The 25240-nt window shown below is 58.4% G+C and carries 19 protein-coding genes and 2 pseudogenes; 7 read left to right on the top strand and 14 right to left on the bottom strand.

Features of this window, described 5'->3' with window-relative positions:
• The 3 genes from AC0L2P_RS19890 to AC0L2P_RS19880 are packed head-to-tail and all read left to right on the top strand — an operon-like array spanning position 1 to position 2179.
• Positions 1 to 774, top strand: a complete 774-nt coding sequence (locus tag AC0L2P_RS19890) for a thiazole synthase (RefSeq protein WP_473503234.1) — start codon at positions 1 to 3, stop codon at positions 772 to 774.
• On the top strand, positions 771 to 1376 hold the full coding sequence (locus AC0L2P_RS19885) for a thiamine phosphate synthase (protein ID WP_473503232.1): 606 nt from the start codon (positions 771 to 773) through the stop codon (positions 1374 to 1376). The genes AC0L2P_RS19890 and AC0L2P_RS19885 overlap by 4 nt, the downstream gene beginning before the upstream one ends.
• Complete coding sequence (locus tag AC0L2P_RS19880; RefSeq protein WP_473503406.1) at positions 1367 to 2179, top strand: hydroxymethylpyrimidine/phosphomethylpyrimidine kinase; 813 nt, start codon at positions 1367 to 1369, stop codon at positions 2177 to 2179. The genes AC0L2P_RS19885 and AC0L2P_RS19880 overlap by 10 nt, the downstream gene beginning before the upstream one ends.
• Positions 2180 to 2774: 595 nt before the next feature.
• Here AC0L2P_RS19880 and AC0L2P_RS19875 read toward each other — a convergent pair.
• The gene (locus AC0L2P_RS19875; RefSeq protein WP_473503231.1) at positions 2775 to 4688 is read right to left on the bottom strand and encodes an acyltransferase family protein; all 1914 of its coding nucleotides are present in this window, start codon (positions 4686 to 4688) and stop codon (positions 2775 to 2777) included.
• A 1011-nt stretch (positions 4689 to 5699) separates the two neighbouring features.
• On the opposite strand from AC0L2P_RS19875, the gene AC0L2P_RS19870 reads away from it, so the two are divergent.
• Together AC0L2P_RS19870 and AC0L2P_RS19865 are read left to right on the top strand one after the other, a co-directional pair.
• Complete coding sequence (locus AC0L2P_RS19870; protein WP_473503229.1) at positions 5700 to 6452, top strand: carbonic anhydrase; 753 nt, start codon at positions 5700 to 5702, stop codon at positions 6450 to 6452.
• Between the two features lie 131 nt (positions 6453 to 6583).
• Entirely contained in the window at positions 6584 to 9166 is a 2583-nt protein-coding gene (locus AC0L2P_RS19865; RefSeq protein WP_473503227.1) for a two-component system VirA-like sensor kinase, read from the top strand.
• Between the two features lie 136 nt (positions 9167 to 9302).
• Here AC0L2P_RS19865 and AC0L2P_RS19860 read toward each other — a convergent pair.
• The 12 genes and pseudogenes from AC0L2P_RS19860 to AC0L2P_RS19805 form a co-directional block, all read right to left on the bottom strand.
• Positions 9303 to 9425: pseudogene (locus tag AC0L2P_RS19860) on the bottom strand (IS630 family transposase); the annotation flags it as partial.
• Positions 9426 to 9463: 38 nt separating this feature from the next.
• Entirely contained in the window at positions 9464 to 10504 is a 1041-nt protein-coding gene (gene virB11, locus AC0L2P_RS19855; RefSeq protein WP_473503225.1) for a P-type DNA transfer ATPase VirB11, read from the bottom strand.
• Positions 10488 to 11627, bottom strand: a complete 1140-nt coding sequence (gene virB10 / locus AC0L2P_RS19850; protein ID WP_473503223.1) for a type IV secretion system protein VirB10 — start codon at positions 11625 to 11627, stop codon at positions 10488 to 10490. Before virB10 ends, virB11 begins: the two co-directional genes overlap by 17 nt.
• The gene (locus AC0L2P_RS19845) at positions 11624 to 12505 is read right to left on the bottom strand and encodes a P-type conjugative transfer protein VirB9 (RefSeq protein WP_473503221.1); all 882 of its coding nucleotides are present in this window, start codon (positions 12503 to 12505) and stop codon (positions 11624 to 11626) included. The genes virB10 and AC0L2P_RS19845 overlap by 4 nt, the downstream gene beginning before the upstream one ends.
• A complete protein-coding gene (locus AC0L2P_RS19840) occupies positions 12502 to 13215 on the bottom strand; it encodes a type IV secretion system protein VirB8 (protein WP_473503219.1) in 714 nt (237 codons plus the stop codon). The genes AC0L2P_RS19845 and AC0L2P_RS19840 overlap by 4 nt, the downstream gene beginning before the upstream one ends.
• Complete coding sequence (locus AC0L2P_RS19835; protein ID WP_473503217.1) at positions 13212 to 13370, bottom strand: type IV secretion system lipoprotein VirB7; 159 nt, start codon at positions 13368 to 13370, stop codon at positions 13212 to 13214. Before AC0L2P_RS19835 ends, AC0L2P_RS19840 begins: the two co-directional genes overlap by 4 nt.
• Before the next feature lie 20 nt (positions 13371 to 13390).
• Positions 13391 to 14278, bottom strand: coding sequence for a type IV secretion system protein (locus tag AC0L2P_RS19830; RefSeq protein ID WP_473503215.1), 888 nt, complete (start codon positions 14276 to 14278; stop codon positions 13391 to 13393).
• A 59-nt stretch (positions 14279 to 14337) separates the two neighbouring features.
• On the bottom strand, positions 14338 to 15015 hold the full coding sequence (locus tag AC0L2P_RS19825) for a TrbJ/VirB5 family protein (RefSeq protein ID WP_473503404.1): 678 nt from the start codon (positions 15013 to 15015) through the stop codon (positions 14338 to 14340).
• A gap of 13 nt (positions 15016 to 15028) precedes the next feature.
• Entirely contained in the window at positions 15029 to 17398 is a 2370-nt protein-coding gene (gene virB4, locus AC0L2P_RS19820) for a type IV secretion/conjugal transfer ATPase VirB4 (protein ID WP_473503213.1), read from the bottom strand.
• Complete coding sequence (locus tag AC0L2P_RS19815; protein ID WP_473503211.1) at positions 17398 to 17724, bottom strand: type IV secretion system protein VirB3; 327 nt, start codon at positions 17722 to 17724, stop codon at positions 17398 to 17400. The genes virB4 and AC0L2P_RS19815 overlap by 1 nt, the downstream gene beginning before the upstream one ends.
• Entirely contained in the window at positions 17724 to 18029 is a 306-nt protein-coding gene (gene virB2, locus AC0L2P_RS19810; RefSeq protein WP_473503402.1) for a pilin major subunit VirB2, read from the bottom strand. The genes AC0L2P_RS19815 and virB2 overlap by 1 nt, the downstream gene beginning before the upstream one ends.
• Positions 18030 to 18103: 74 nt before the next feature.
• Entirely contained in the window at positions 18104 to 18877 is a 774-nt protein-coding gene (locus tag AC0L2P_RS19805) for a type IV secretion system lytic transglycosylase VirB1 (protein ID WP_473503209.1), read from the bottom strand.
• A gap of 1397 nt (positions 18878 to 20274) precedes the next feature.
• Here AC0L2P_RS19805 and virG point away from each other — a divergent pair.
• Complete coding sequence (gene virG, locus AC0L2P_RS19800; protein ID WP_473503207.1) at positions 20275 to 20994, top strand: two-component system response regulator VirG; 720 nt, start codon at positions 20275 to 20277, stop codon at positions 20992 to 20994.
• A gap of 27 nt (positions 20995 to 21021) precedes the next feature.
• Positions 21022 to 21596: pseudogene (locus AC0L2P_RS19795) on the top strand (ISKra4 family transposase); the annotation flags it as partial.
• 23 nt (positions 21597 to 21619) lie between these two features.
• Here the strand turns inward: AC0L2P_RS19795 and AC0L2P_RS19790 are convergent.
• The gene (locus AC0L2P_RS19790; protein WP_473503205.1) at positions 21620 to 25186 is read right to left on the bottom strand and encodes a Ulp1 family isopeptidase; all 3567 of its coding nucleotides are present in this window, start codon (positions 25184 to 25186) and stop codon (positions 21620 to 21622) included.
• Positions 25187 to 25240 lie beyond the last annotated feature (54 nt).

The following is a 25240-nucleotide window of genomic DNA, read 5'->3' as shown; positions in this document are numbered from 1 at the left end:
ATGTTCGAGCTTCTCGGGACGACGCTTTCCTCTCGGCTGTTTCTCGGCACGGCTCAATATCCATCGCCCGCCATCCTTGCCGATGCGGTCCAGGCATCGGGCACCTCGGTGGTGACCGTATCCCTACGGCGTGAGATGGCCGGCGGCAGGGACGGCGAAAAGTTCTGGTCGCTGATCCGCTCGCTTGGCACAAGAATCCTGCCCAACACGGCCGGCTGCCACTCCGTCAAGGAAGCGGTCACGACGGCGAGAATGGCGCGCGAGGTGTTCGGGACGACCTGGATCAAGCTCGAGGTGATCGGCAACCACGACACGCTGCAGCCTGATGTGTTCGGCCTGGTCGAAGCCGCCCGCATCCTGTGCGAGGACGGCTTTTCGGTGTTCCCCTATACCACCGACGACCTTATTGTCGCCGAGCGGCTGCTGGAGGCGGGCTGCAAGGTCTTGATGCCGTGGTGCGCACCGATCGGTTCCGCTCTCGGACCGACCAACATAACGGCGCTGCGCTTGATGCGCGGACATCTCCCTGGCGTCCCGCTGATTGTGGACGCTGGCCTGGGGCGGCCGTCGCATGCGGCGACCGTCATGGAACTCGGCTTTGACGCCGTGCTCCTGAACACGGCGGTCGCCAGGGCAGCCGATCCAGTCGGCATGGCGCGCGCATTCGGCAAAGCAGTCGAAGCCGGCCGCGAAGCCTTCCTTTCCGGAATGCTCGAACCGCGCGACGTCGCCGTGCCATCGACACCGACGATCGGCAGGGCGGTTTTTTCATGAAGCTCGATCCCTTCTACCTGATCGTCGACAGCGCTGCCTGGATCGAACGGCTGGCGCCGCTCGGCGTCAAGCTGGTTCAGCTTCGCATCAAAAGCATGAATGAGACCGGGTTGCGCGCCGAAATCCGAAAATCGAAGGCCTTGTGTGCCCAACACAAATGCCAGCTCATCGTCAACGATCATTGGCGCCTGGCAATCGAGGAAGGCTGCGACTTCGTGCATCTCGGCCAGGAAGATCTGCAAACCGCCGACCTCTCAAGGATACGGTCAGCCGGTGTCAGGCTCGGGTTGAGCACGCATGATCATGTCGAGCTGGCAACCGCCATTTTTGCCGATCCCGACTATGTTGCGCTGGGTCCGATCTATCCCACCATCTTGAAGAAAATGAAGTGGGCACCGCAAGGGCTAGAGCGGATCAGCGAGTGGAAGCGGCGGGTGGCGCCAATTCCATTAGTCACTATCGGCGGCCTCAACCCTGGCCGCCTCGACGGCGTCTTTGAAGCCGGCGCCGACAGCGCCGCAGTGGTCACCGACATCACTTTGAGCTCCGATCCCGAAGCGCGCACCAGGGAGTGGATCGAAAAGACGGACCGATGGCGATGAGACGAGAACCGCATGTGCTTGTCGTTGGGGGGTCGGATTCCAGCGGGGGTGCTGGAATAGCACGCGATATCGAAACGATCGCATCCATTGGCGTGCGCACCTGTCTGGCCGTCACTGCGCTAACGGTGCAAACGCACGACGCCGTGATGGAAATTCATCATTCTCCACCGAGCCTGGTCGCCGATCAGATGCGCGCCGCGCTGCGGGCCAACAATGTGGCGACCACCAAAATCGGCATGCTGGCGAATGCCGATATCGTTGTTGCCGTTGCCGCTGTGCTGCGCAAATACCCGCAAGTGCCGGTAATACTCGACCCAGTGCTGGCCTCCACCTCAGGCCGGGCGCTCCTAGAGGCAGGCGCTATCGCCGTGATGAAGCGCGATCTGATGCCGCTTTGCTGCCTTGTCATGCCAAACCTTCCCGAACTGGCACGCCTTATTGGCTCCGAACTGGCAGTGGATGAGGACGGTGCACTCCAACAGGGACAAAGACTGTTGGCCGCCGGCCCTCAGGCCCTGCTGATCAAGGGTGGGCATGCCTCGGGACCCCGATCGACCGATATTCTATTGCGCTCCGATCATGAACCCATCTACGTCGATACACCGCGCCTTGCCGCATCGATGCGCGGAACAGGTTGCATGCTGGCCAGCGCGATTGCGGCGCATTTGGCGAAGGCGAAGCCGCTCGAAGACAGCGTGCGCGAAGGCAAGCGGTTTGTTTTCGAGAAGCTGCAGAAGAAGGCGGCCACCGCGACAGCGGCTCACTGGCCCAGGTCTATGAACGTCGTTCGCGACCGGAGGTAGCGGTGCTGACGCACCAAAACGTGCGGTTCCTGACGGAGCAGGCGCGAGCTGCGCGTTCGCGCTTTAAGGTCGGCGAGGGCTACACGTACTGACCTCGCTCAGGCCGACGCTTCGCGCGGCTCTGCCGCGGCGCAATTGGCCGCTGCCCGTGAGCAGCTCCTGGTGAGCGTGGCAACCTATCGTCAGATCGTCGGCCAAGAGCCGGGGACGCCCCTGCTCGGATCGGTGGAGTACATCTGCAGAGTTAGACGCCACCAGCTCTTAAGGAAGCGAGATCGTCTGACCACCGGCCTTTGCAGTAGGTGCTTTGAGCCTTGAGAAGCTTCCGTTTACCCATCGCCCGACTCGGTTGCACAACCACGGGCCGGGAGCTTTGTCGAGTCGGGCGGATGAATGAGATCGCGCAAACCTGTCTCGGCCCGCCGAGCCGCCGAATCCACCCAGTGACGGTAACCCGATGAAATCACCCACTTCTTTTTGGAGCGGACACTTAGGTATGGTAACAATTCGACCCCAAGTTGCGGGCTTATTGGGAGCATTCCAATGTCTGAAGCCCAAAAAATAGTCTTGAAACAGTATTCATTTCGAAAATGCTCTAACGAGCAGCCCTGATCAGCCTCTCAGCAAGCCTTGTCTTCTGAGCGATGATCTCTGATCCTTCATAGGAAAGGTGGCCGCTGTCTCGGTAGAGAAATTTGCCATCGATCTCGGTTCTGCATTTTGTGTCGTCGCAGAGAAAGTCGTGGTAAGAGACAACCTCTACGTCAGCTTTCACAGCCACTTGGTTCAAGAGCTCAAGAGTGCGGGATCTCATCCGGCGGTAATCGGTGACATAGATTTCGCAATCACTGTGCCGCCCGAGCATAATATTTCCTCTCACCTTTCGCTCAAGGCAATCGCCGATATCGAAGCCTGCGACTGGTGGGGGAGCAACTACGACCACTCGCCTGCCCAAAGCGCGAACGGCCTCGATGAGAGACTTGATACCCTCAACGGCTCCATCTACCGAAGTGTCAACTTCCGTGAATGTCCCATCACGCCTCTTAAGCAGCATGAAGTCTTTGGAGTCAGGGGCGTCAAATGGGCTCGAAATGACAACGGTCTTTATCTCCGGCCGATTTTTCAGGATACCCAAAACACTGTCATTGAAGCGAATACAGTCCTCAGCGAAGGAGGGAGACGCTGCGCGCTTGAAGGCAGCAACGCCGATGGCGGGGAAGCACCCGCTCATCGTGAGCTGAGCCAGGCCGGCCTCTCCGATCGTCTTGGCCAAGCCGGGAACCAGTGCCATGGCAAATGAATCGCCCCAGACCAGCAATTCGGGCCTGTCCGTCGTCTGGCAGGCCTTCGGAATGGCCTGGGGAGGCGATCCAGATGTGAGATCACATGCCCTTGCCAGGCCGTAATTGATGCGTCGGCTCTCGGAAAAGCCAACCCTACTTTCGGCTGCGCCAATGTCGACTGACAGTGCGAAGCCGAGAAGAACCGTTGCGGCAACGAGTCCTGAGGCCATCCGTCCACGAGATGCGAAGAATCCCTGCCGGAACGGCTTTTCCACGAAACGGTGAAGAACTAAGCTTGCTACAACTGAGAAGGCAACTGCCGCATAGATCGCAAGCGCGGGAGGGTCTGCCAGCCAAGCAGCCCGCACATATACAAGCACCGGCCAATGGACCAGATAGAGCGAGTACGAGATATCCCCGATCCTTGCCATGCTTCGAACCGCCACATTATCCCTGCTGGGCGACAGCAGGAGGATCAGGGTTGCCAAGCAAACCAAAGCGGCATCCACGATCGGGTTCTGCGAACCAAGTCCAATCGGAATAAGGAGGATAAGCACGAGCGCCGGGAGGCGCAGCGCCGCAAACCTGGCCGCCACGCGAGCGCTGGCGGGAAGCAATGCCCCGAGCGAACCAATTGCTATTTCCCAAAAGCGGGTCGGCAAAAGATAAAATGCAGCGTATGGGTGACGAATGGCCACGTAGAGACACAGTGCCAGGCTGGCAACCAGGAGCAAACTAACCGCTGTGAGCCGCCATCTCTTGGGAGCCAAGGCCAAGAAAGCAGGAAGCAGCAGATAACACTGTTCTTCGACAGCGAGCGACCAGAAATGCAGGAGAGGCTTGGTTTCGGCGGATTCGCCGAAATAGTCCGCCTGAGACCAGAGAACGATGTTGCCGGTGAATGTGAGCGCCCCGAGGACCTGGCTTCGGAAGTCCCGCAGGCCCGCATCTGACAGGAAAAAGGGTGCAGCGATCGTCGTGAGCGCAATGACCACATAGGCCGCCGGCAACAGGCGCTTCGCACGACGATAATAGAATTCCCAATAGCTGAACCGTGACTGCTCAAGCTGGGTCGCGATGAGGCCGGTGATCAGAAAGCCCGAAATTACGAAGAAAATATCAACGCCAAGATAACCAAACGGCGCGATTTGGGTATGATAAAGGACAACCAGCAGGACAGATAGACCCCGCAAGGCCTGGACATCGGCTCGAAAGTCTCGCGGCATAGAAGACCTGATGAAATTCCCGGTTTAATTGGATGGACTGAGGCCTCGCACCAACGATGTGAAAATGGTGCCGTTCTAGAATCATCCGCTGGATCGATTTCGGCCGATCTGCCGCACTCGCCCGTAACATAACTAAGAAAGTTGCCGGCAGCAGGTGTCGGCGTACTTGCTTTCGGTCAATTGTTGTTCTTCTAATGGAGCATGCCCGCTAATTCGTAAAATCGATTAGTTGAATGCCATACATCCAGGCTATGGATCGCTTGGGTATGATCAATGTCGCACCTATGCTGGCTGAGTTAGTCGTGCCGTCCTACTGGCTGGCAATAGGCGAGGTGTTTGCGACAGGCGCTCGATACGCCAGCTGAAGTGGGAAGCTGTGGCAGCAGCGCACCTCGGCCGATTTCACCCAAAACGCTGCCGCGTCGACCAGATGCTCCGAGGCGAGGATGGCAGGGTGCTCGCTTGATGCGGTCACGGTTGCCGCACCGAGACTCGCCGGCAACAGCTTCTACACGGGGCGGCCCTGAGCTGCTTGAGGAGGGCGAACGGTTCAATAGCAAGCCCGCCGAAGTGAGGCGTCCTCAGCAGTACCGCGGATGCGCGTGAATGCATCCAAAACGTGAATGTTCTTAATTGAAGCAATCGATTTCTCTAGTCGACGGATGATGAATATGAAGGCGTCACGAGGCCGAGGATGCGATCTGGGATACCCAGGCAATCGGTGGTCGTGGAGGCAACAACCACGTATTCGGCGCAGATAGCTCGGACCATCTACCCGGTGAAAATGGCCGCTACAAACCGCATACCGTCGGTGAGGACAACGAAGCTCAGCGGCGGTCCTGACGAGGATGTCGTCTATGCGCCGACGTGAAGCCCTGCGTGATGCGCTGGTCGTATGCCGAGTTGTTCGGCGTAGTTGCGATGATGTTGCCACATCACAGTTGCGACCACAGTTCCCGCCATACCGGCCGCAAATGATAAACTCAGTTCACGTCCAGGAGCGAAAGCAATATGCATCGTCGTAGTCTGATCAAAGGATTCGTTGCACTCGGCGCGTGCCCCATTTGCGCTGATGCCGCGGGGGCGGCGGGCACCCATTGGGGATATGCCGGCCCAGCCGGGCCCGAACACTGGGGCGATCTGGATAAGAGAAATTTCGTCTGCTCGGCGGGCACGCAGCAATCGCCGATCGATATCAAGGGCGCGGTCAAGGCGGATATTCCGCACATCGCCATAGGTTGGCACAAGGGCGGCGGCAGGATGGTGAACAACGGCCACACCATCCAAGTCAACCTGCCGCAAGGCAGCACCCTCACCCGCGGGCATCGTGTCTACGAACTGGTACAGTTCCATTTCCATGCGCCGAGCGAACACTACGTGGCAGGCAAGAATTTTCCGATGGAAGCGCATTTTGTCCATAAGGACACCGACAGCGACACTCTGGGTGTGCTGGGCGTGTTTCTGGCGCCAGGCGCGACAAATGCCAGCTTCGCCAGCCTTGCCGCAGCATTTCCGGCAATCTCAGGCGAGGAGACGGCGGTCGACGAGGTCGACCCCAATGGGCTTCTACCGGCCTCACTTGGCTACTGGACGTATGCGGGATCCTTGACGACTCCGCCATGCACCGAAAACGTCGAGTGGATGCTGGCGACGGAACCGGTTGAGGTCGACCCGGCAGACATGGAGCGATTTACCTCACTCTACCCCCTGAACGCGCGACCTATCCGTTCACCCAATCGGCGCTTCATCCTAGGCCTCGGCTGAGGTCCCGGTCACGGGCGAGGCCAGGCTGGCGCGCTATATCGACGTCTGATTCCCAATATCGTGAGGATGCGCTCCGCGTCGCAGAGGCCCTTGGGAGCTAATCCTCGTCGTGGAAGCGGATCAAGACCAACTTGGCGACGATCTTAAACCGTCTTTATGAGGGAGAGGTACACCTGGCTTTCCTGTTCCAACAGCATCCGGCAGCACACCGAAGGGGTGGGGAGCTAGAATTCAGATCGGACCTTCGCAAGGCGTGCACCGCGGATCAAACGCCGTTTCATTGGGAAAAATGGCTCAGTACCGACAAAGTATTTGTATTCGCGCTAGCGGCCTCGCTTGTGCTCTTGGTCGGGACACAGAGGCAGGCCCCCCGGATCAACGAGGCGGTCCTAAGCGAGCTGCGAACGATTCAAATCAACTCCGCATTGCTCCAGCGCGACGTCGCCCGCGCTCGGACCGATATCGTATTGGACTACCGTTCGGTTGCCTCTACCGGCCAGGCATTGCAAAGAAATCTTACAAGCTTGCAAGGCCATCTCGAGATTTCGCCCGATGAGAGCTCCGGAGGGCACTCCAGATTGCTTGCACAGCTCAAAAAATCCATCGAACACACCGAGGCTGCCATCTCAGCCTTGGCCGCGCAAAATGAGCTTATGCAAAGCTCTCTCGCAGATTTTGCTCGCTCCGTTAATAGCCTTGAGGGGGCACCGTCAAGCCGGCTTGAACTTTCCAATCCAATCCTTCAGTTTTCGGCCAGACCGGCACTCAGCCTCGCATCACAGATCGATCGGTCTCTCGACCGACTTGCTCCGAGCCAGGACCAAGCCGCCGCGGATGTTGTCCGCAAGGGCCGCGCTGTCCTGTCGGCTATGTCTAGGTTGGACCGCGCTGCCAAGCGGATCGCATCCTTCGACACGTTCGCCAAGGCCGCTGAACTGGAGCGAGAACATCTGAAAGGCTACAGCTTGGCCAGCGCGCAAGCGCAGCATACGCGACTTTTCTTTGGCTCGTTGTCCATATGCCTCTGCTTGTTTGGGATCGTTCGGGCCTCCAGGCTGCATGTGCGGACGAAACGGTTGGAAAGGCGGTTGAAGCTTGAAGCGGCAATGAGTGAGATCGAAGCTCGCTTCAACGACAGTCAAGCAACGGAGGCCTCGCGGCGCTTCTCCACCGAAGCAGCGCTTAGACTCGTTCAACGCGTCTTCGATGCGGATCAATGCGCGCTTGCTCTGGTGGATCCGAGTCTCACCAAGGATACCGAGTGCTTTGTGACGAACACGCGCATGCGCGTCTGGAACGCCGCGCTTATCGACGAAGTCGTCTCACTTATCCAGCCAGGACAGCCAGTGTTTCGCGTCGTTCCGGCACCGCAAGTGGTTCGGGCCGCCGTAGGCACTTCGGGTGTTTGTCAAATTGTTGGTTGCAGGGCCTCCGATCAGCAGGCTGCGGTTTGCATCCTTGTTTTTGAAGGAGACCGCTCACTTCCCTCAGCAGACGACCTCCGGCTTCTTGGCAGCGCCACTGTGCGTTTAAGCAACCATCTTGAAATGCAACGTGTACACGCGGAACGCAACCTTCTCGTGAGTCGATGGGAACATGCGGAAAGGCTGAGGACGGTCGGCACAATCGCAAGCGGCGCTGCACATGAATTCAACAATATTTTAGGAGCAATAATCGGCTACGCAGAGATAGCCATACGTGTTGTGCGCGGCCCCTCGAGAATTCGGAGCCACATCGGCCAAATCATCTTGGCCGGTAACCGAGCCAAGCTGATCGTTGACCAGATTTTGTCACTAAGCCGGAACCGGAAGCGCGCGGTAATGCCTTTCGATGTCTCCGAAATTGTCATGGATCTTGCGCCATTGCTGCGGGTTACAGTTCGTGCGGATGTTCAGTTGAACTTCAAGATCAACGAGTCGCAAACGGTAATCGAGGGCAGCCCAACCGAGCTACAGCAGATTCTTATGAATCTGTGCAAGAACGCGTCGGAGGCTCTCTTGAATGGGGGCCGTGTCGAGGTTAGCGTTTCTCGCGCCCACGTCCATCACACGAAGCCGCTGGCTCAGGGCACCTTGAGACCGGGAGATTACGTTCTCCTCTCCATCAGCGACGATGGCCCAGGGATCGCAAGCTCGGTACTTCCGCATATCTTTGAGCCCTTTTTTACCACGCGCGCTCGCGTCGGCGGGACCGGACTGGGTCTTGCTGCAGTGGACAGCCATGTGAGCGCGCTCGCGGGATGCCTTGACGTCACCTCGTCTATTGGCCGAGGTACTCGCTTCGACCTCTACTTACCCGCCTCCGAGGAGGAGCCAGTCAGAGCTGATATCGCTTTCGGCCAATACGATGGATCACTCGGCAACGAAGAAATCATTGCAGTCGTGGAGTCCGATCCAGCAACGTTGGAGATCTACAAGGACAAGATCGCCGCGCTGGGTTATAAGCCGGTCGGCTTCGCGAACTTCGAAAGTCTTTGCGACTGGATCGAGAGCGGGAAGGCAGCTGACCTGCTAATTATCGGTAAAACCCCGTTCCTCGAGCGAGGACAGGCCGAAGCCGTATGTCCCACCCTCATGACGGTGCCTATCATAGTCATTGGTGGAATCGACCCCATGCCGGTCACATCTGATAATCAGAGCTTCGTCCTTTGGCTAGCCAAGCCGGTCTCGTCCAGGATAATGGAGCATGCGATTCGTACGATGATGATGGCATGATAGCCGCCGTCGCGCTCAGGCTACCGAGGCAATCTGAGGAGGAGGATGGAATTCGCCAATACAAGTTCGTCAGGCGCTGTGGTCTGCGTCTGCCCAAGGAAATGGCTCCCCAACACGCAAACCTGCCGCCATGCTCGATGAAGGCTTCCTGCGCGACGAGGCTGGAAGCGCTGCAATGGCCCTGCGGGCGCGGCACCAACTCGCCGAGCTTCGCCCGCGCAATCCAGCGGATGGCGCTCGACACACCCACTCCAATCGTGCCGGCCGACTTATCGATCCCGAGACGTTGCTCTAGCCTCAGTGCTTGTTAAGAAGGTCGGCTACTGTCTCTCCGCGTCGCCGGGCATCGGCGGCGAGCCATACCTCTCCCACCTCATAGACGTCCCCTTGGGTGCGGAACGGCACAATGACGTCAATGGCAGCCGACAGCATGTCAAGAAGCGTGCGGTCTTCCACAGCAGCTCCTTGCGGGCTGCTCTTGACGAGTGAAAAGAGCTTTTTAAAGCCTTGGACAGGATCAGCCCCGTGAATCGTTGATATTGATCCCGCATGGCCGGAGACGACTTCGCTAAGGTAGGCCCATGCAGCATCGTCGCGCATCTCACCGAGCAATATTCGATCAGGGCGCATGCGCAAGCTGGCTTGCAACAGTTGCTCTGCCGTCACCGCAGCTATGCCTGCCCGGTCTTTTGGATAGAGTAACCGGACATGGTTCTCGTGCGGGATTACAAGTTCGAGCGTGTCCTCGATAGTTATCAGCCTTTCTTGCAGGGGTATGGCGCTGATCAAAGTCTTGCTCATTGTAGTTTTACCGCTTCCAGTCTGTCCGCAAAGCAGCATCGTGAGCCGTCCCCAAACGCACGCTTGCAAAAATTGCTCCAAGTCACCATGGTCGTAGTGCTGAAGAATCGTTTCGTCCTGCTGCGCTTGGCGCTCTTTTCGTGACCGCCATTGATTCCAACGCGAGTATTCGTAGCGAGTTGAAACTTCCTTGAGTTCGGTCACACGACTTGAAGGACGCCGTATCGTCAGGCTTATTGTTCCTGAGGGGACAGCGGGCGGCAAACAGATCTGCAGCCGCTCTCCGTCCGGCAACTCAGTCGCACACAGGGGGCTTTGCGGTCCGACATCTTGCTTGCGCAGCGCTCCAGCGAGTATCGCGATGTCCTCCAGATCGTCATAAGATAGCGGTAGCCGATGTTTCGTGAAAACGCCGGCCTGTCGGACAAAGGCTTCCCCAGGCCGGTTGATAGCGACCTCTTCGGTTCTTGGCTCCTCAAGCCATTTTAGAACGGGCTCGAGAAGCAAACGCAATTGAGGATCAGCCTCCGATCGCATTGTTGTCTCTCCTGCGTTCGCGATGTTGGGGGTTTGGCGCCGCGGCAGTCGCTCTAAGATCGTATACATCTGAGAAATCGAGGTCCCGAGCTACAAAGATGGATACAGCATCTCCCTGGTTTTTCTTCAGGGTTGGCGGAATGTTGACCGTCGCTCTCAGTGTCGTCTCGACGGCTTGTCCACCATTGCTCTGGAAGCTGTTGATGCCGCTTCCTCCGCCAGAGCTGGCCGCGTATTGACCGGCCGCCTGAAACGCGCCTTGGATGACGCTCATGAGAATCGCGCCGCCAAAGCGTTCCCGGAAGTGATTGTCCACCGTGCCAGGCATTCCGGAGCGGCCGAGCTCGTCAGCGCCCGGCGATGCTATCGAAACGAGGGCATGGTCAGGTGTTTCGATGCGCGTCCACAGCACGAAGACACGCGCATCCCCCTGCTGGAGACCGCGCTGGATTTCGCCAATCACGGTCGTCCCGCGGTCCAAGAGCACGACATTGTTGGTCGTGCCGCGGACGTCTTTAGGTAAGACGCACTTCACATAGCCGGGTAAATTTGTGTCGACTGCCGTCTGCAAAATGCAGGGAATGATCGTTCCTTGAGTAATCACGAGATCGGGGTGCGGCAAAAGTGTGGCCCGGCTCGGCTCCTGTATATCTGGCTTCAATCGGCCTGACAGATCGCCCTCGATTGAAATCTCATCTGCGGTCGCGGGAGCATCCTTATGGTTATCTTCGCTCCGTTGACCGTCGCCGTGCATCTGACTGCTGCTACTGTAGGCGAAAATTGGTGTTTCCTCGGGCGGCGGATCAGCTGAAGCCGGGGGCGGCGTGGATGGCGCAGGATCTGCCGCCTGCGCCGCCTGTACGGGTGCTGGAGGTTCGGGAGCAATCTCGATTGGCACGGGGCGGTATGGCTCGGCGTTGGGGAAAATTGCCGGTTTTGGCTCAGATGGTTCGTCCTGTGTACTGGGACGACCTCCGAGCCAGATCAGCGATAGAGATGAGATAAGAACAAGACCAGCGACGGCCAATTTCTGCGATCCCGATAGATGCCGGCGGGCCGGCTCCGAGACCATCGATCCGGATGCATCGACATCATGTCCCGACTGTGGGCCGGTTCCATTCATCGGCCCGAGCCTTTCAGAAGGCGCCACACGTCGGGTCTCACTGTACCGGTCCCTGGCGCTCGTCCCACAGGATCATAAGCCCTGTTGAAAATGGACAAGACCGTATTGCCATCTCTCAGACGCCATTCCCGGGCGACTGCGGATACTTCAACATAGTCCCCTTTGACCGTGTAATTGGCAGCGGCTTCCTTGCCGTCGGGATTGATAACGTAGAGGGAGGGTATGCGCGAATTGCTTGCGAAGCCAAATACGGTCGTAAAGCCATTATCGAAAACTTCCAGCGGCGCCAGCGATCGATCGCCCTTTGCGACGTAGTGAAAATTGCTTTCGTCCGGACTGGCAGTTGCGGCGGGCCGATTCAACAAATCCTGAACTCTCTCTTGTTGCAGCACTTTCGCCCGGGCCTGACCAAGAATCGAGCGCCTTTCTGCTTCCTTTCTCTGGGCAGCAGCCTCATCATCGGGGTAGGTGAACTGAACACTGTAGTATAGGTCAGGTTGCTGCTCATCGAGTTTTGGCATCGCTCTCGTTGAAATACTGAAGACGTATCTCCGTGTACCCGACTCACTCTCGGCCAGCACGATGACCGGCTGCGGCGGGAGCATCCGGCTAGCCTTAAAAAAGAGATAGTTGGCACGTGGGAGCGCAGCTAGGTCTTTGCTGTTGGAAACGGCCACGGCTGCGACGGTCTCGTTGGCCGCGAATGTGACAACCAGCGTTGCCCCCACTGCAGTCGATAGGCGCACCACTTCGTCGGGACGGTAAGCCAGGTAGCGCATCCGCGCATCATGCTTGCCGGCAAGTGGCGTGTCTTCCGCGCACACCTCCATCGTTAAGAAAAGTGAACAGGCCAGCGCGAGAAACGCTCTTTTTGTCATGGCTGCACAATGCCCAGGTTTGACACGGTATCTTCCGAGGCTTGATAGGACGTGACGAGTAGACCTCCCGGATTGGTGAGCCTCGATTGGCCAGGCAGACCTGTCAGGCGCTCGTAGCGGATGGTTGCTGTCCAGGTGGTCACCATCGGCATCTGCCCATCGACAACAAGCGTACGTTTGTATCGGATCTGTTGAACGTCCGGACTGATGTCGTTTGAGGAAATATGCCCAACCTCGAACTTGCCGCGCTTGCCGACTGTGACTTGCGGCGAGGTGGGATTCGGATAGTTGAAGAAATCTTGATATTGCTGTCGCACAGCCGGTGCGCTGAAGCTGGATACGAGGTCATAGGCGTATTGGGCTGTATCTGCCGTGTAGCCTTCGCGCAGGCGTACATATTCCCACAGCGAAGCATTTATGACGGCTCGGTCTTGGGTTGCGGGCAGTTGAGAGATTGACACTTCGCTATCAACGGTCCCGTCTGGCCGTACCCAGAGGAACACAGGTACGAGCTTGGCCAACGGGACCATGGCAGCGATGGTAAATGCCTGGGCAACATTTCCTAGGACCGCCGCCGCCGCAAAGGCTATAAGGGCCTTTGACAGGCGCCGCGCAGACTTCGCTCGTGAAGTTTGAAACGCTTCCACCTCTTTGTAGTGGGCGGCGAGCGTTTCCCTCTCCACCAGAAGGGCATGTTCAGGAAACTTCACTTGGGCTCGTCCGCGCAATCGACCTGAAGATCCTCAGGGGTGGTTTCCCATTGTCCCACGTTCAGTTGGAATGGCGCACCCGCGCAGGTCGCAAGCCCATGGGTTGTCTTGCAGGCGGCCAAAGCTAGGATTGATAAAATTAGGCAATATTTCATGTTGGCACCGCGCTAATTGATTAACCACCCGCCGTTTTGGCAAAGTGGCGACTGAGGCTGTTAGGCGCTCGGTTCGCACCTGCCAAAGAGCCGCCGGCGATGCTGCTGGCGATCATCGGAAGCGCGACGATCAGAGCGTCGCCAGCCAGGAAAAGCATGTCGAGCTCGTAAAGCCCGATGATCTTGGCTGCTGTCGTGCCCGAGAATTTGATCACCCCAAGCATGACTACCAGCGAGGCTGCTTCGGCAGTGATAACTATCGTTGCAACGATGTTGAGGAGGAGAAGAAGCAGCCCGTACGAGAGCAGTTGGCCGATCCATCTGGTGGCTATGTCTCGAGTGTGATCAAAAAGGTAGCCTACAAGGACCAGGGGGCCGATCGTCAAGAGCACCTTCGTCAGAATTCCAACGGCATCGTAGATCTCGAACGCTGTCCACAGCGCGCCGTAGAAAATCCATTGCGCTCCCTCAAAAGCAAGTATGTCCTGTCCATTCATAGGCCCAATTTCGGAAGCAATCACCTGAAGGACATACTGAGTTAAAGCAAACATGATATCGAGCTTCTGGGGGATTTCGATGAAGGGCAAGTCGCTGCCACTGACGTGGTGAGCAAACCTCGGAATCGTGTCGTCGAAGAGCACTTCAATGTACTGCTGGTAGTTGGCCTGCCCTAAGATGAGGGCAACGACAATCGAGACCATGATTACGCGCGATATACCACCGCGCGCATCGACTTGACCACGCATGACCAGGCAGCCTTGGATTATTATCCAAAGCGTGACACAGGCAACCAGAGGCGCACTGACCGCCTCTTGGATGTTTTCAAGCACTTTGTGCAGACCGGACTTAAAGGCCCCGTGAAAGATCGTGTGTATAGCCGTGAATGGCGCGTGAATTTTGAAAGGCATGGCGTGAGCCTGATTTGTCCCTGATCAGCTCAGCTGAGCCGGATGAGACTCTGCGTGGTTTACGGGAGGAACATCTTGGCGGTTTCCTGGCGTTCGCGACGCTGCGTGGCGGCCTCCTCCACGGCGTGAAGGCTGCCTTGTGCAGTGGCCATCGTCAGCAGACTCGTGGCCTGGACATTTTGGATCATCGCATCGTGAATCTGCTTGAGGACCAGACCGTTGGTCACGGTGGCCTGCACAATATTTCTCGAGCTGGAAAGCTGGCCAAGCGTGTTGTCGTTGGCCTTGAGGCGCTTGTCCATTACGGCCAGAGTGTCGGCTGCAAGAGCTGCGGCATTGGCGGCACCAGCGCTTTGTCCCTGTAACAGTTTCGCTTCTGAATCGGTGCCGGTGATTATCCGGTTTGAGTCCTCCGTAATGTGACGCGCCATAGTCGAAACTGGCGCCCGAGCATCAAACATCTGCCCCTCGAGCTTATTGCTGGACGGGTAGTGATTTCCTTGGTTCAGTGCGCCCAGCAGTGTCGTGACACCGAATGACGACTTTAGCATATCCACCATTTCGATCGTGGTAGCGAGCGTCGCGATTGACCTCTCAAGGATCGCCGCATTGGAAAGCGCTGTTATGGTCACTTGTGATTCTGTTACCGGGTCGCTGACGACAAATTGCGACCGCGCCTGTGTGCTAAGCAGAAAGGAAGCAGCAAGCGTCGTCGCTGCAAGTTTGGCAAATCTCATGAATATTTCTCCGTCAGTCTTGAACTTCATGGTAACGGGCCATGAACTTGTCGAGCCACCCACCTGGGGCATCTCCGTGCTGGTCACGAAGCTGGTCGGCAAAGCGCACGGTGTTGGCCCGCCCTGAGAGTACGGCTACATACTCGCGCATCTGCCCGAGATCGAATTCGCAAACAACACTCCCGCTGTCGCGCTTGAGCAAAAACTTGCGGCTGCCAATTGCCATTCCCTGGCGGATTGCCTCGAACTCCTGCGTGGTGCACTTCAAGCCATCGATATACGCAGCCCGGTCCGCCGTCGGTGAAGGGTAGAAGATCTTCGTCATACATTGTGCAACGAGACTAGCTCCGAGGGGCGATTCAAGCACGTGTTCAGGCTGCTGCGTTGCGAGTATCAACATTCCGTTGTTTTTGCGGACGGTGAGCAAGAACTTGTCGATAACAGCCGAGAACTGGGGGTTGAGCAGATAGAAACGAAATTCGTCGCAGCTCATGACGAATCGACGGCCATCGACAACAGCACCCACGCGATGCAGAAGATATGCGGCGGCCGGCGCACAGACCTCCTCAAATTCCAGGAGCTGTGTCATGTCGAAGCCCGTAATGGAGGCATCCAGCCTTACTTCGTCGACATCGCCGTCAAAGGCCCATCCAAGCGCATTCCCTCTACACCACCGCTGCAGCCGTGCTCCTGCGCCCTCGGAGGGGCTGTGCAGCAGGAATTCGCGTAGGCCCGCAAGTGAGCGCATGACCGGTTCGAACGAAAGTTGACGAACAATGCCACGTTCCAATCGACGGCTTTCCTCCGGCGAGATCGGACCACGGCCGTCACTCTCGATTAGGGCCATCAACCATTCGCGCAGAAAGTCCAGCGAGGCGGAGGTGTTGTCCAATCCCCGCAGAGGGGCCAAGCCGCTCGGAGCGCCTCTGCGCAACGCAAGATATGTCCCTCCCGTGGCTCGCACTAGGAGTTCACCACCCCGGTCTTTATCGAAAAAGACGATCGCACCATTACGATCGACCAGGCTTTGCTCAAGCATCGCGAGGATAAAGGTCATCAGCGTCGTCTTGCCTTTGCCGACGGGCCCGAATATCGCCGTCATGCCGACGTCATTCTCATGGGGGATGTAGTCGAAAGAAGTTCCCCCGTTTGTGCGAAAGCGCGCAACAGCTTTGCCCCAGTGGCCGGAAGTGGAACCGCTTGGGAAGTTCTCAAATGAGACAAGCCCGGCAAAATTGTACGAGGTGATCGCCCCGGGGCGTGTGCGCCACCTGTTGTTCCCCGGAAGTTGGGACCAGTACGCGGCCTCCATGCCGATACCCTCTTGGACGATGACGGCGCCCGCGTCGGCCAGCCTTGCGCGCGCATTTGCTGCGCGATCTGCAAGGGTATTGAGGCTGTCGGCATAGACGCACAGGCTCAAATGATGCGAACCCATGACGAACTCGTTGCTTGCCAGTGCGTCCTCTGCTTCGGCAAGTTCACTGATCTGGGTGAGAGCCTTGTCGCCGGCGCTCGTCATCTGGCTGGACTTAAGGCTAAGCTTCGCATGAGCTTGTGGCCGAGTGAGGAAGGAAAAGCTCTGGCTGAGGACAAGCGGGAAGTTGGCGGACAGCAAGGGATTTAGCATGCCCGGCCGCGTCGTCGCCGGATATTCACGGAACGAAAATAATGATCCCACGGAGCTACCTCCGGGTCTTCGAATCTCAAGCGCCCGCTTCCCGCAGATGACCTGGTCAGTGTAGATCGAGGCGCCGAGTGAGCCGGTAACCATCGGAACCGGAAGAAACCGGCAAGTCATTATCAGCCGAAGCGCCTCACCGATTTCCGTGAAGAGCACGTCGCCTTTCTCACGAATACCCAACCGGCGCAGACCGTAACCGCCGAGTGACCCAGCAATGATCTGCCAGAGGTCCTCCAGGCTTCGCATTTGTGTGGCCAGATCATTGTCATTCCGCCTGGGGGATTTGGCAATGCGCCAGCCGATCTTGCCGATTGCGGTGCGGGGGAACACGACGACAGTGAGGAAGTGATCGTTGCGAAAGAGCTTGCCCGACAGCACACGGCTCTCGTAGACCTCGCTCAGACTGCCAGCGAATGCACTTTGAAACTGACGCGGTGCCGGCTCCGGCACATCGCTGTTTCGCACGAGATGAGCGTATATCGAGACATTGTCATCGGCGATGTTGCGCAAGAGAGTGTTGAACGCGCGGCAGCGCGAATTGCGCATCTCAGCGTCTTCCAAATCAAACGGCAGCCCGTTCACGTGTGCCATGGCCATGATCGATCCGTCTTCCAGAAGGACAACCTGATCGCTTAGATGACCGACATACGGAAGATAGATCTCACCAGATCTCTCGGTCCGGCCACTGGCGCCAAACATTACACCATTCCTCTTCCGCGTTTGGGCACTCTGATCGGATTGGCGCTGACGCTCGCGCCACCCCAGACCGGCCCGTCCACGCTTCTGCCGGCCGTCTGCAAATAGAGGAGCGCGACGCTTGCGGCGTTATAGTCACGCTCAACAACCAGCCGTGCTCCGAACCAGAGTGGCGCGAGCACGATTTCGTAGAGTGGATTCTGAAGGATAATGATGACGAGCCCAGCCAACATCATGAGCAATCCGGCCAGCGTCAGCGGCACCCCCAGAAACAGTGCGGGGCGTGTTGCCGCCACATAGAGGGTGCTCACTTCCAGCCGGTCGCTCATCAGCCACCGCCTATGAGCGCCTTGCCCAGGAAGCTGGCGCCGAACATGATGACGATCCCTCCAACGACACCCGCAACCAAGCCAAGTGAAGCACGACCGAACATCCAAGAGATACCGATGGCCACGAGTCCGAGCACAGCCAGTGATTGTCCGAAGGGGCCAAGTATGAAGGTGCAGATATTCTGGACCATCTTGGCAGGATCCGCCCCTCCGGTCACCTGAGCCGCGGCTGGCCCGCTGGAGAAGACCGTCCACGCCGCGCCTGCAGCAGCGGCCGGTACATATTCAGCCGCGATGCGCAGCATGGAAAAAGGCGAAGGAACACGCGTTTTAAGCGCACGAAGTATTTTGAGTGGCTTTATCATTTTATCTCCATGATTCAATCGAATACGAGTTTGTTCGCGTTCGAGGGTTCCCGCTCTTCCGCAGCCTGGGGACCGGAGGGGTCTGCCCCCGAGCGGTTCGGCTGATACGAGCCCCAGATGTCCCACGAATCTTGTGTGGGCTGCTTTTCATTGGTCTGCTCGCTTTGTTCGAGCAGAGGCGGCACGGCTTTCCGACCGGGTGCCTCAAGATGTCGCACGTCTCGAGCAGTCGGCTCCAGCCTCCGCTCAAGGAGCCTTGAGATATCCTTCGCGGCCGACTCGACCTTGCGCACATAACCGTTGGCGAAGCCGCGCGAGACGTCGCCGGTGTTATAGGCCGAGATGGCACGGCGAAGCGCCAGTTGCTGCGCCACAGCAGTCGTGCCGCCGGCATACCGGCTTTCAAGTAAGTGGGCGGCAGCCGAAAGCGAGGCGCAGGGCTCGAAGGCCTTTTCCGGCGTGAGATTGAGCATAGGAAAGTTCTTGCTGTTTATCTGCATCAATCCAACGTCCACAGAATGTTGTGCTTCGAGGCGGTTCTTGACGCCCCGCGTGGCTTCCAGGTGATCTATCCAGCGAAGCTGCTCACCTGTGGTATTGTCGTGAGCCACGAGCGTATCAAAGCCACTTTCAATTTTGGCAATCGCGGCGAGCGTGGACGGCGCAACCCAGGGAGCGCATTTGCGCGATAGGCTGTCGAACTCACCGGGGGAAAGTGGCGCAGGCTCGCCCGGGACTGACATGGAGGTCAACAGGACGAGGGCCAGGGGCCAAGCTGCAATAAACATTCCCTATCACCTACCTCTCTAAGCCGCCGGACGATTTTGGCCTTTCCGGCACGCGCTTATCGGGGAGGTTTGTTACTGCGTGATGTTCAAGTTCAGCTTTTCGGTTTCAACTGTAGCAAAGGACATTTGTTGGCATGGGCGTGCGTGAAAGCACCTTGCTCATGCCGTGGCGTGGCGCCGGCCCGATCAGTCACCGACAAATCCGGAGCATCTTGGTACGATCACTCCTGAGCGGGATTGCTCGCCCCGGGCCGTCCGTTGCTCCTAGATCGTAAGCCGCGACTTCGGCGTCATGACAAATAGGGATAGCATCTTCTCTCAGGGCCAAAGCCAAAGCACACAACGAGACGGTTGGGGGGTTCGTTCTGGCTGCGGATCATCGTGGGTCGATCGAACGGGAGAAACCGACGGAGGCGCCAAGCCGCCGCATATGCGGCATGCTGCCATTGGTTGAACAGACAGCCATGCGCGGCCATACACACTCAAGTCACTGATTCAACACCGCGAGCTCACCCGCGAAGTGCTGGCTCCAAGGCGCAAACCCGTGGGCGCGAGGGTCAACTGGGAAGGCGTAGCGACCAGCACGCAGCGCATTGTGTTGAAAGCCTGGTCCAGCTTTTCGCCGCGCTAGGTGAAGAAGCCTGTACAGTCCCATCGGCAGAAAACCGCACGCCATTAACGGAATCCGACTGGGCTATCGCCAAGGATGATCACGAGGTTCGATTTGGCGCTGTCGACTTTTGTGGTCTTCCCGGTGACGTGATAGGCTCCAAGCGGAGGTCTTGAATAAGATGAGAATGTAGGGTCGGACGGTAACCGTCACCGGACCAGCCGTCGCCCGAAACAGGATTGACGCTTGGCCACCTCGGAAGAACCCGACTTTGCAGGAGACGTACTATTTGGCACAAACCATCAATGGCGAATCACATTCGTTCTTCCGCCGACCGCCTCTCAGGGGATCAATCAAACGCCGCTGCTCAACCACGTCCGAGCCCGACCCGCGAGCAGGAGGATGTCGAGATGATTCAGGTCCGCAAGCGCCAGATAACGTGACGAAGATTCAGGACATGGCAGGCAACTCGGCATCCATGCCGTCGAAGGAGTGGTATGAGCAGGCCTGCACCAAACTGACAAAACGGGAAGCTCGATGCGAAAAAGCGAAAGACCTCACGGCAGGTCATGTCGGCGCTTGAACCTGTCTGGTGACACGGCTAAATGCATGCGGCCAAATTCGCGATCGATAAGGCGCCAGCTTTCTACCAATTCTGGACGAGCAAGGCCCTCGTTACTGGCCGCCCGCAGCGGCGAGTGGGACCAAGGTGGAGCTGTTCTACATCGGTTCCTAGGGTTGCTCGGCAACAGCTTAGATAGGGCGATTCGAGATTGAAGGTGAGCCGTTGAAACATGTTCTTGTCATCGATGATGATGCCGCAATGCGGCGCCTCATCGCCGAGTATCTCACCATGCATGCCTTGAAGGTAACTGCAGTCCACGATAGCAAGCAGTTTGACCATGTTCTTTCACATGAGCCAGTCGATCTGGTGGTTGTTGATCTTAACCTAGGCCGGGAGGATGGACTTGCGATCGTCCGCAATCTGGCGACAAAATCGGATGTTCCCATCATAGTGATCAGCGGCGACCGGCTTGATGAGGCGGAAAAAGTGGTTGCACTGGAGCTCGGCGCAACCGATTTCATTCCCAAGCCTTTCGGGATGCGCGAATTCTTGGCCCGCATTCGAGTAGCGTTACGCCAGCGCATTCCGCGAACCAGAGATCAGCGCTCATTTCGCTTTGGGGCCTGGAAGCTCAGCGTCAAGCAGCGGCGACTGATCTGTGAGGAGCGTGGCGAGGTCAAGCTTACCGCATGTGAGTTCAATCTCTTGATCGCGTTTCTGGAGAACCCACGCAACGTGTTATCCAGAGAACGGCTTTTGCTCGCGAGCCGTGTGCGTGGAGAAGAGGTCTATGATCGAAGTATCGATGTCCTAATCTTGCGCTTGCGCCGAAAGCTGGAGGCTGATGCGGCCAATCCTCGCCTGGTCAAAACATGCCGTGGTGCAGGGTACTTCTTCAACGCTGACGTAGATGTCAGCTACGGAGGCACCTTGGCCGCTTGACCGGGAGCTATTCTGGAGTTTCCCGAGTACATCCGCCACCGTGACGACCGGAAGAAAAATCGAGCTGATCGCAGGCCGCTCGCGGCCTGAAGACGGCGCTCCGCGCTACATCGGTTTCGGCCACGGCGATGATCGCGAGCTGCAACGGCGCATTCTCGACCATCTCAAGAAGCAGGGTGTCCAGGCCAATTAGGATATTACCTTCATCACCGACGGTCCGCTCGATCGCGGAAATGATTGCACCGGCGAGCGAGCATGTCCTCGACTGGTTCCATATCACCATGCGCACCACGGTCCTTCGCCAGTTCGTGCAAGGGCTCGAAAACCACGACGAGCAGGCCGGACAGGACCTGCTTGAAAACGTGCGCAGGATCAAATGGCATCTCTGGCATCTTAACGTCTATCGTGCCCGTGACGAAATCGCCGACCTGCAGTTCGACCCGGAAGGTCTCGAAACAGGCTAGCCGAACATGCGCAAGTTCCTGACCGCCATCGGCGAGTTCCAGGCCTACATCGCCTTCCAACAAGCCAGCCTGATCAATTACGGCGAGAGCTACCGGTCCGGAGAGCGCATCAACGCCTCTGTCGTCAAAAGAGCTGTTCTGCTTCACCCCAGCCATGGAGCTCAACGCCCCGCGTCGGAGCGCTCTCTGCTTCTGAAGGAAGCCATTAGGTCCGCTCGGGCTTGATCGGAGGGGCTGATGGACGTCGTGGTTGCTTCGCTCGGCTGCCGCCCCATGGCGAGGCTTTGCGGATTATCAGTCCTCTGCCTCTTCGCCGGTCTCAACAGCGCTGTGTAATGTTCAGTGTTGATGATGACGCCCCCGGTGTTGCTCCTGTCAAGTGTACTCGTCAGCTCGTCCTGCGCCTCGCGCGACTTGCTCAAGTGCCGTTCAAACGGCGCTGGCGCGACTTGTCGGGCTTGCTGCTCTTGCAAGACGGCGTGTTGCACCCGCGACCCGGCTGCTGCAAAAGCATCGGCGGGGATTGCGGCAAGCTCGTGCGGCAAGCGGCCGTGCCTCAGTCGGTTTTGCAGCGCCTGCCGATCGGGGACGAGGTAGTCGAGGTGCAGCGGCAGCTGCGGGACTGGCCGTTCTTCATTCGCCAATCGAAGAACCAGCTCGCGCGTGCCATCCACCACGAAGACGCCGCAATCAACACCGTTGTTCTGCTGCGCCATGACGGGTGTCACCAGGGTGGTCGCGTCCAGTCTTGTTGCGAGCTCTATTGCAGGCGCGTTGTTGTATCCCCGTCCATAGCTCTGATGGATGGAGTCGTAGTGATAGGCGACCGTTCTTTCCGGGTCGCGGCGATCAACGAGCAGCAGCGACCAATGCTCAGTGCGTCCCTCGTTCTCCGCCGTAGCCATAGGATTGCCACTGTTCACCGGCAGGAACACGAAGTCGGCTGGGGCGTCGTTTTGATGGTAGATCGACAGCAACCTACCTTGCACGTCCCCGTCGTGACGGCGCAGTTGCTGGGAGACCAAGGGATCCACCAGCCTTGTTCGGGCGGCGAGCGCTGGGTGGGCCGCCTGCAGGTACTGCTCCAGCAACTGGTAATCCCTGTGGATATGGACGTCGTCCAGCAGGTCGGTGGCCCCGAGAACCGCCCCCCGGGGGAGGTTAGACGAGCCTGACGGAAGCGTTCCGATCCGTGCATCGGAAGAGGTGGTCAGATCGACTAACGGAACACCGCGATAGGTGTCTGACAGCCTCGCGGTCGCTGGCGAGACGGGTCCTGGAGCCCTTGCCGGTACTGCTGCCGCTGCAGATGCACTCATCGGACCGCGATCGACGAGCCAAAAGTCGTTGCGCCCTTCTGGCCTCTCGGCGGCGTAGCCCTGACCTTTAATCTCGTAGTTCCATTGCGGCTTTTCCGCATCCGGCACGAGGTCATGGCGGTCCAAGAAAGAGAGCATCGCGTCTGGGGCGTGTTGAGTCCCATGGGGAAAGCCTTTGGGGACGGTGAATGAGACGTTTATGGAGTTCTCGATCGTAGCGGGGGGTGCCTCAGACCTTGCGAAGGGCGCGGCCTCCGCATGCAGCCTTCCGATGTATTCGGACCTTGTCCCTTGAACCGATAGCCCTTCCAATGGCAACTGCTGCCTGGGAGGCTGCATCGGCACGCGGCCGGCTGAATTGCCGATTTCGCTCAGCGGCGGCTGAATGGCGGCGGCTTGCGGCGTATTCAGGGCCCTCTGCCTCTCCGCTGGCCGCAACAGCGCCGTCGAATGTTCATTGTTGATGATGAACCGCTCGGGTGGCAGGAGGTTGCCCCGGTCAAGCGCATCCGACCAGGGCCGGTGTTGGCTGGCAGCTAACGCTGGCGGGGCGGCGGCCTCAACTCCGGCGTGCCCAGAGCCGGCCGCCGCGAAAGCGTCCGTCACGCTTCTGTCTGACGCAGACTCCATATCGCGAACCCGTCCCAACGCCCAGCGGAGATTGCGGCTGCCTGGAAACAACGTCTCGGCGAATTTGATCCGCGAATCATGATCCAGCCCAGAGATCGTCAGGCCCTTACTCTCCAGCGCTTCAGAAAGTCTGCGAAGACTACGACCATAGACAACACGGGAGGTTGAGGCCAAGCTGCTGTCACTGGCCACTTGTTCCAAGACCTGCGCGTCTGCCTTTGAGGGCACCGGCACTCGCCGCCGGCCAGGCGCCGAATAGCCCGGCTCATGATACGCACGCAGGACGTTCAATGCCGTCTTTATATCACCGTTTTTCGGAAAGAAAGCATCGACGTGATCGACCAGGGATTGGTGATTTTTTAGATCAGTCGCTTGGCCGCGAGCGCCGAGATCATTCGCCAATTGGCGAAGTGCAGACGTGTATATTCGGACCGTGCTCTCGCTATATTTTTGCTGAACCGCAGCGTGAGTGATCGCCCGATCAATAAGGTCCCGGTGTTCGTCGGACAGATGGGGATAGCGGGTAGCACGGGCGCCACTCGCGACAGGTTCGGCTCGGCGCGGCTCGGCCACGTGCTGCTCAAAGCTCGCTTGCCGGGCCTGGCCCGCAACCGGCAAGAGGTCATGGCGGTCCAAGGAAGAGAGCATCGCGTCTGGGACGGGTTGAGTCCCATGGGAGAAGTCTTTGGGGACGGCGAATGGGACGTTTATGGAGTTCTCGATGGCAGCGGGGGGTGCCTCAGACCTTGCGAAGGGCGCTGCCTCCGCATGCAGCCTTCCGATGTGTTCGGACCATGTCCCTTGAACAGGTACCCCTTCCAATGGCAATTCACCCAACTGCTGCATGGGGGGCTGCATCGGCACGCGGCCGCCTGAATTGCCGATTTCGCTCAGCGGCTGCTGAATGGCGGTGGCTTGCGGCGTATTCAGGGCCCTCTGCCTCTCCGCTGGCCGCAACAGCGCTGTGTAATGTTCAGTGCTGATGATGACGCCCCCGGTGTTGCTCCTGTCAAGTGTACGCGTCAGCTCGTCATGGGCCTCGCGCGACTTGCTCAAGTGCTGGTCAAACGGCGCTGGCGCGACTTGTCGGGCTTGCTGCTCTTGCAACACGGCGTGTTGCACCTGCGACCCGGCTGCTCCAAAAGCTTCCGCGGGGATTGCGGCAAGCTCGTGCGGCAAGCGGCCCTGCCTCAGTCGGTTTTGCAGCGCCTGCCGATCGGCGACGAGGTTGTCGAGGTGCAGCGGCCGCTGCCGTTCCGGCCACTCTTGGTTCGCCAATCTCTGAACCAGCTCGCGCGTGCCATCCACCACGAAGACGCCGCAATCAACACCGTTGTTCTGCTGCGCCATGACGGGTGTCACCACGGTGGTCGCGTCCAGTCTTGCTGCGAGCTCTCGTGCAGGCGCGTCATTGTGTCCCCGTCGATAGCTCTGATGGATGGAGTCGTAGTGATAGGCGACCGCTCTTTCCGGGTCGCGGCGATCTACGAGCAGCAGCGACCAATGCTCGTTGCGTCCCTCATTCTCCGCCGTAGCCATAGGATTGCCACTGTTCACCGGCAGGAACACGAAGTCGGCTGCGACGTCGTTTTGATAATAGATGGACAGCACCGTATGTTGCGCGTCCCGGTCGTGACGGCGCAGTTGCTGGGAGACCAAGGGATCCACCAGCCGCGTTCGGGCGGCGAGCGCTGGATCGGCCTGCTGCAACTGCTGCTGGAGGAATTCGTAATCCCTCTGGATATGGGCGTCGCTCAGCAGTTCGGTGGCCCCGAGCACCGCCCCCGCGGGAAGGTTGGACGAACCTGACGGAAGCGCTGCGATCTGTGCATC

The organism is Mesorhizobium sp. WSM4836 (genome assembly GCF_055811815.1).
Note: the sequence above shows the minus strand (reverse complement) of the source record. Positions and strands in the feature narration are given on the sequence as shown.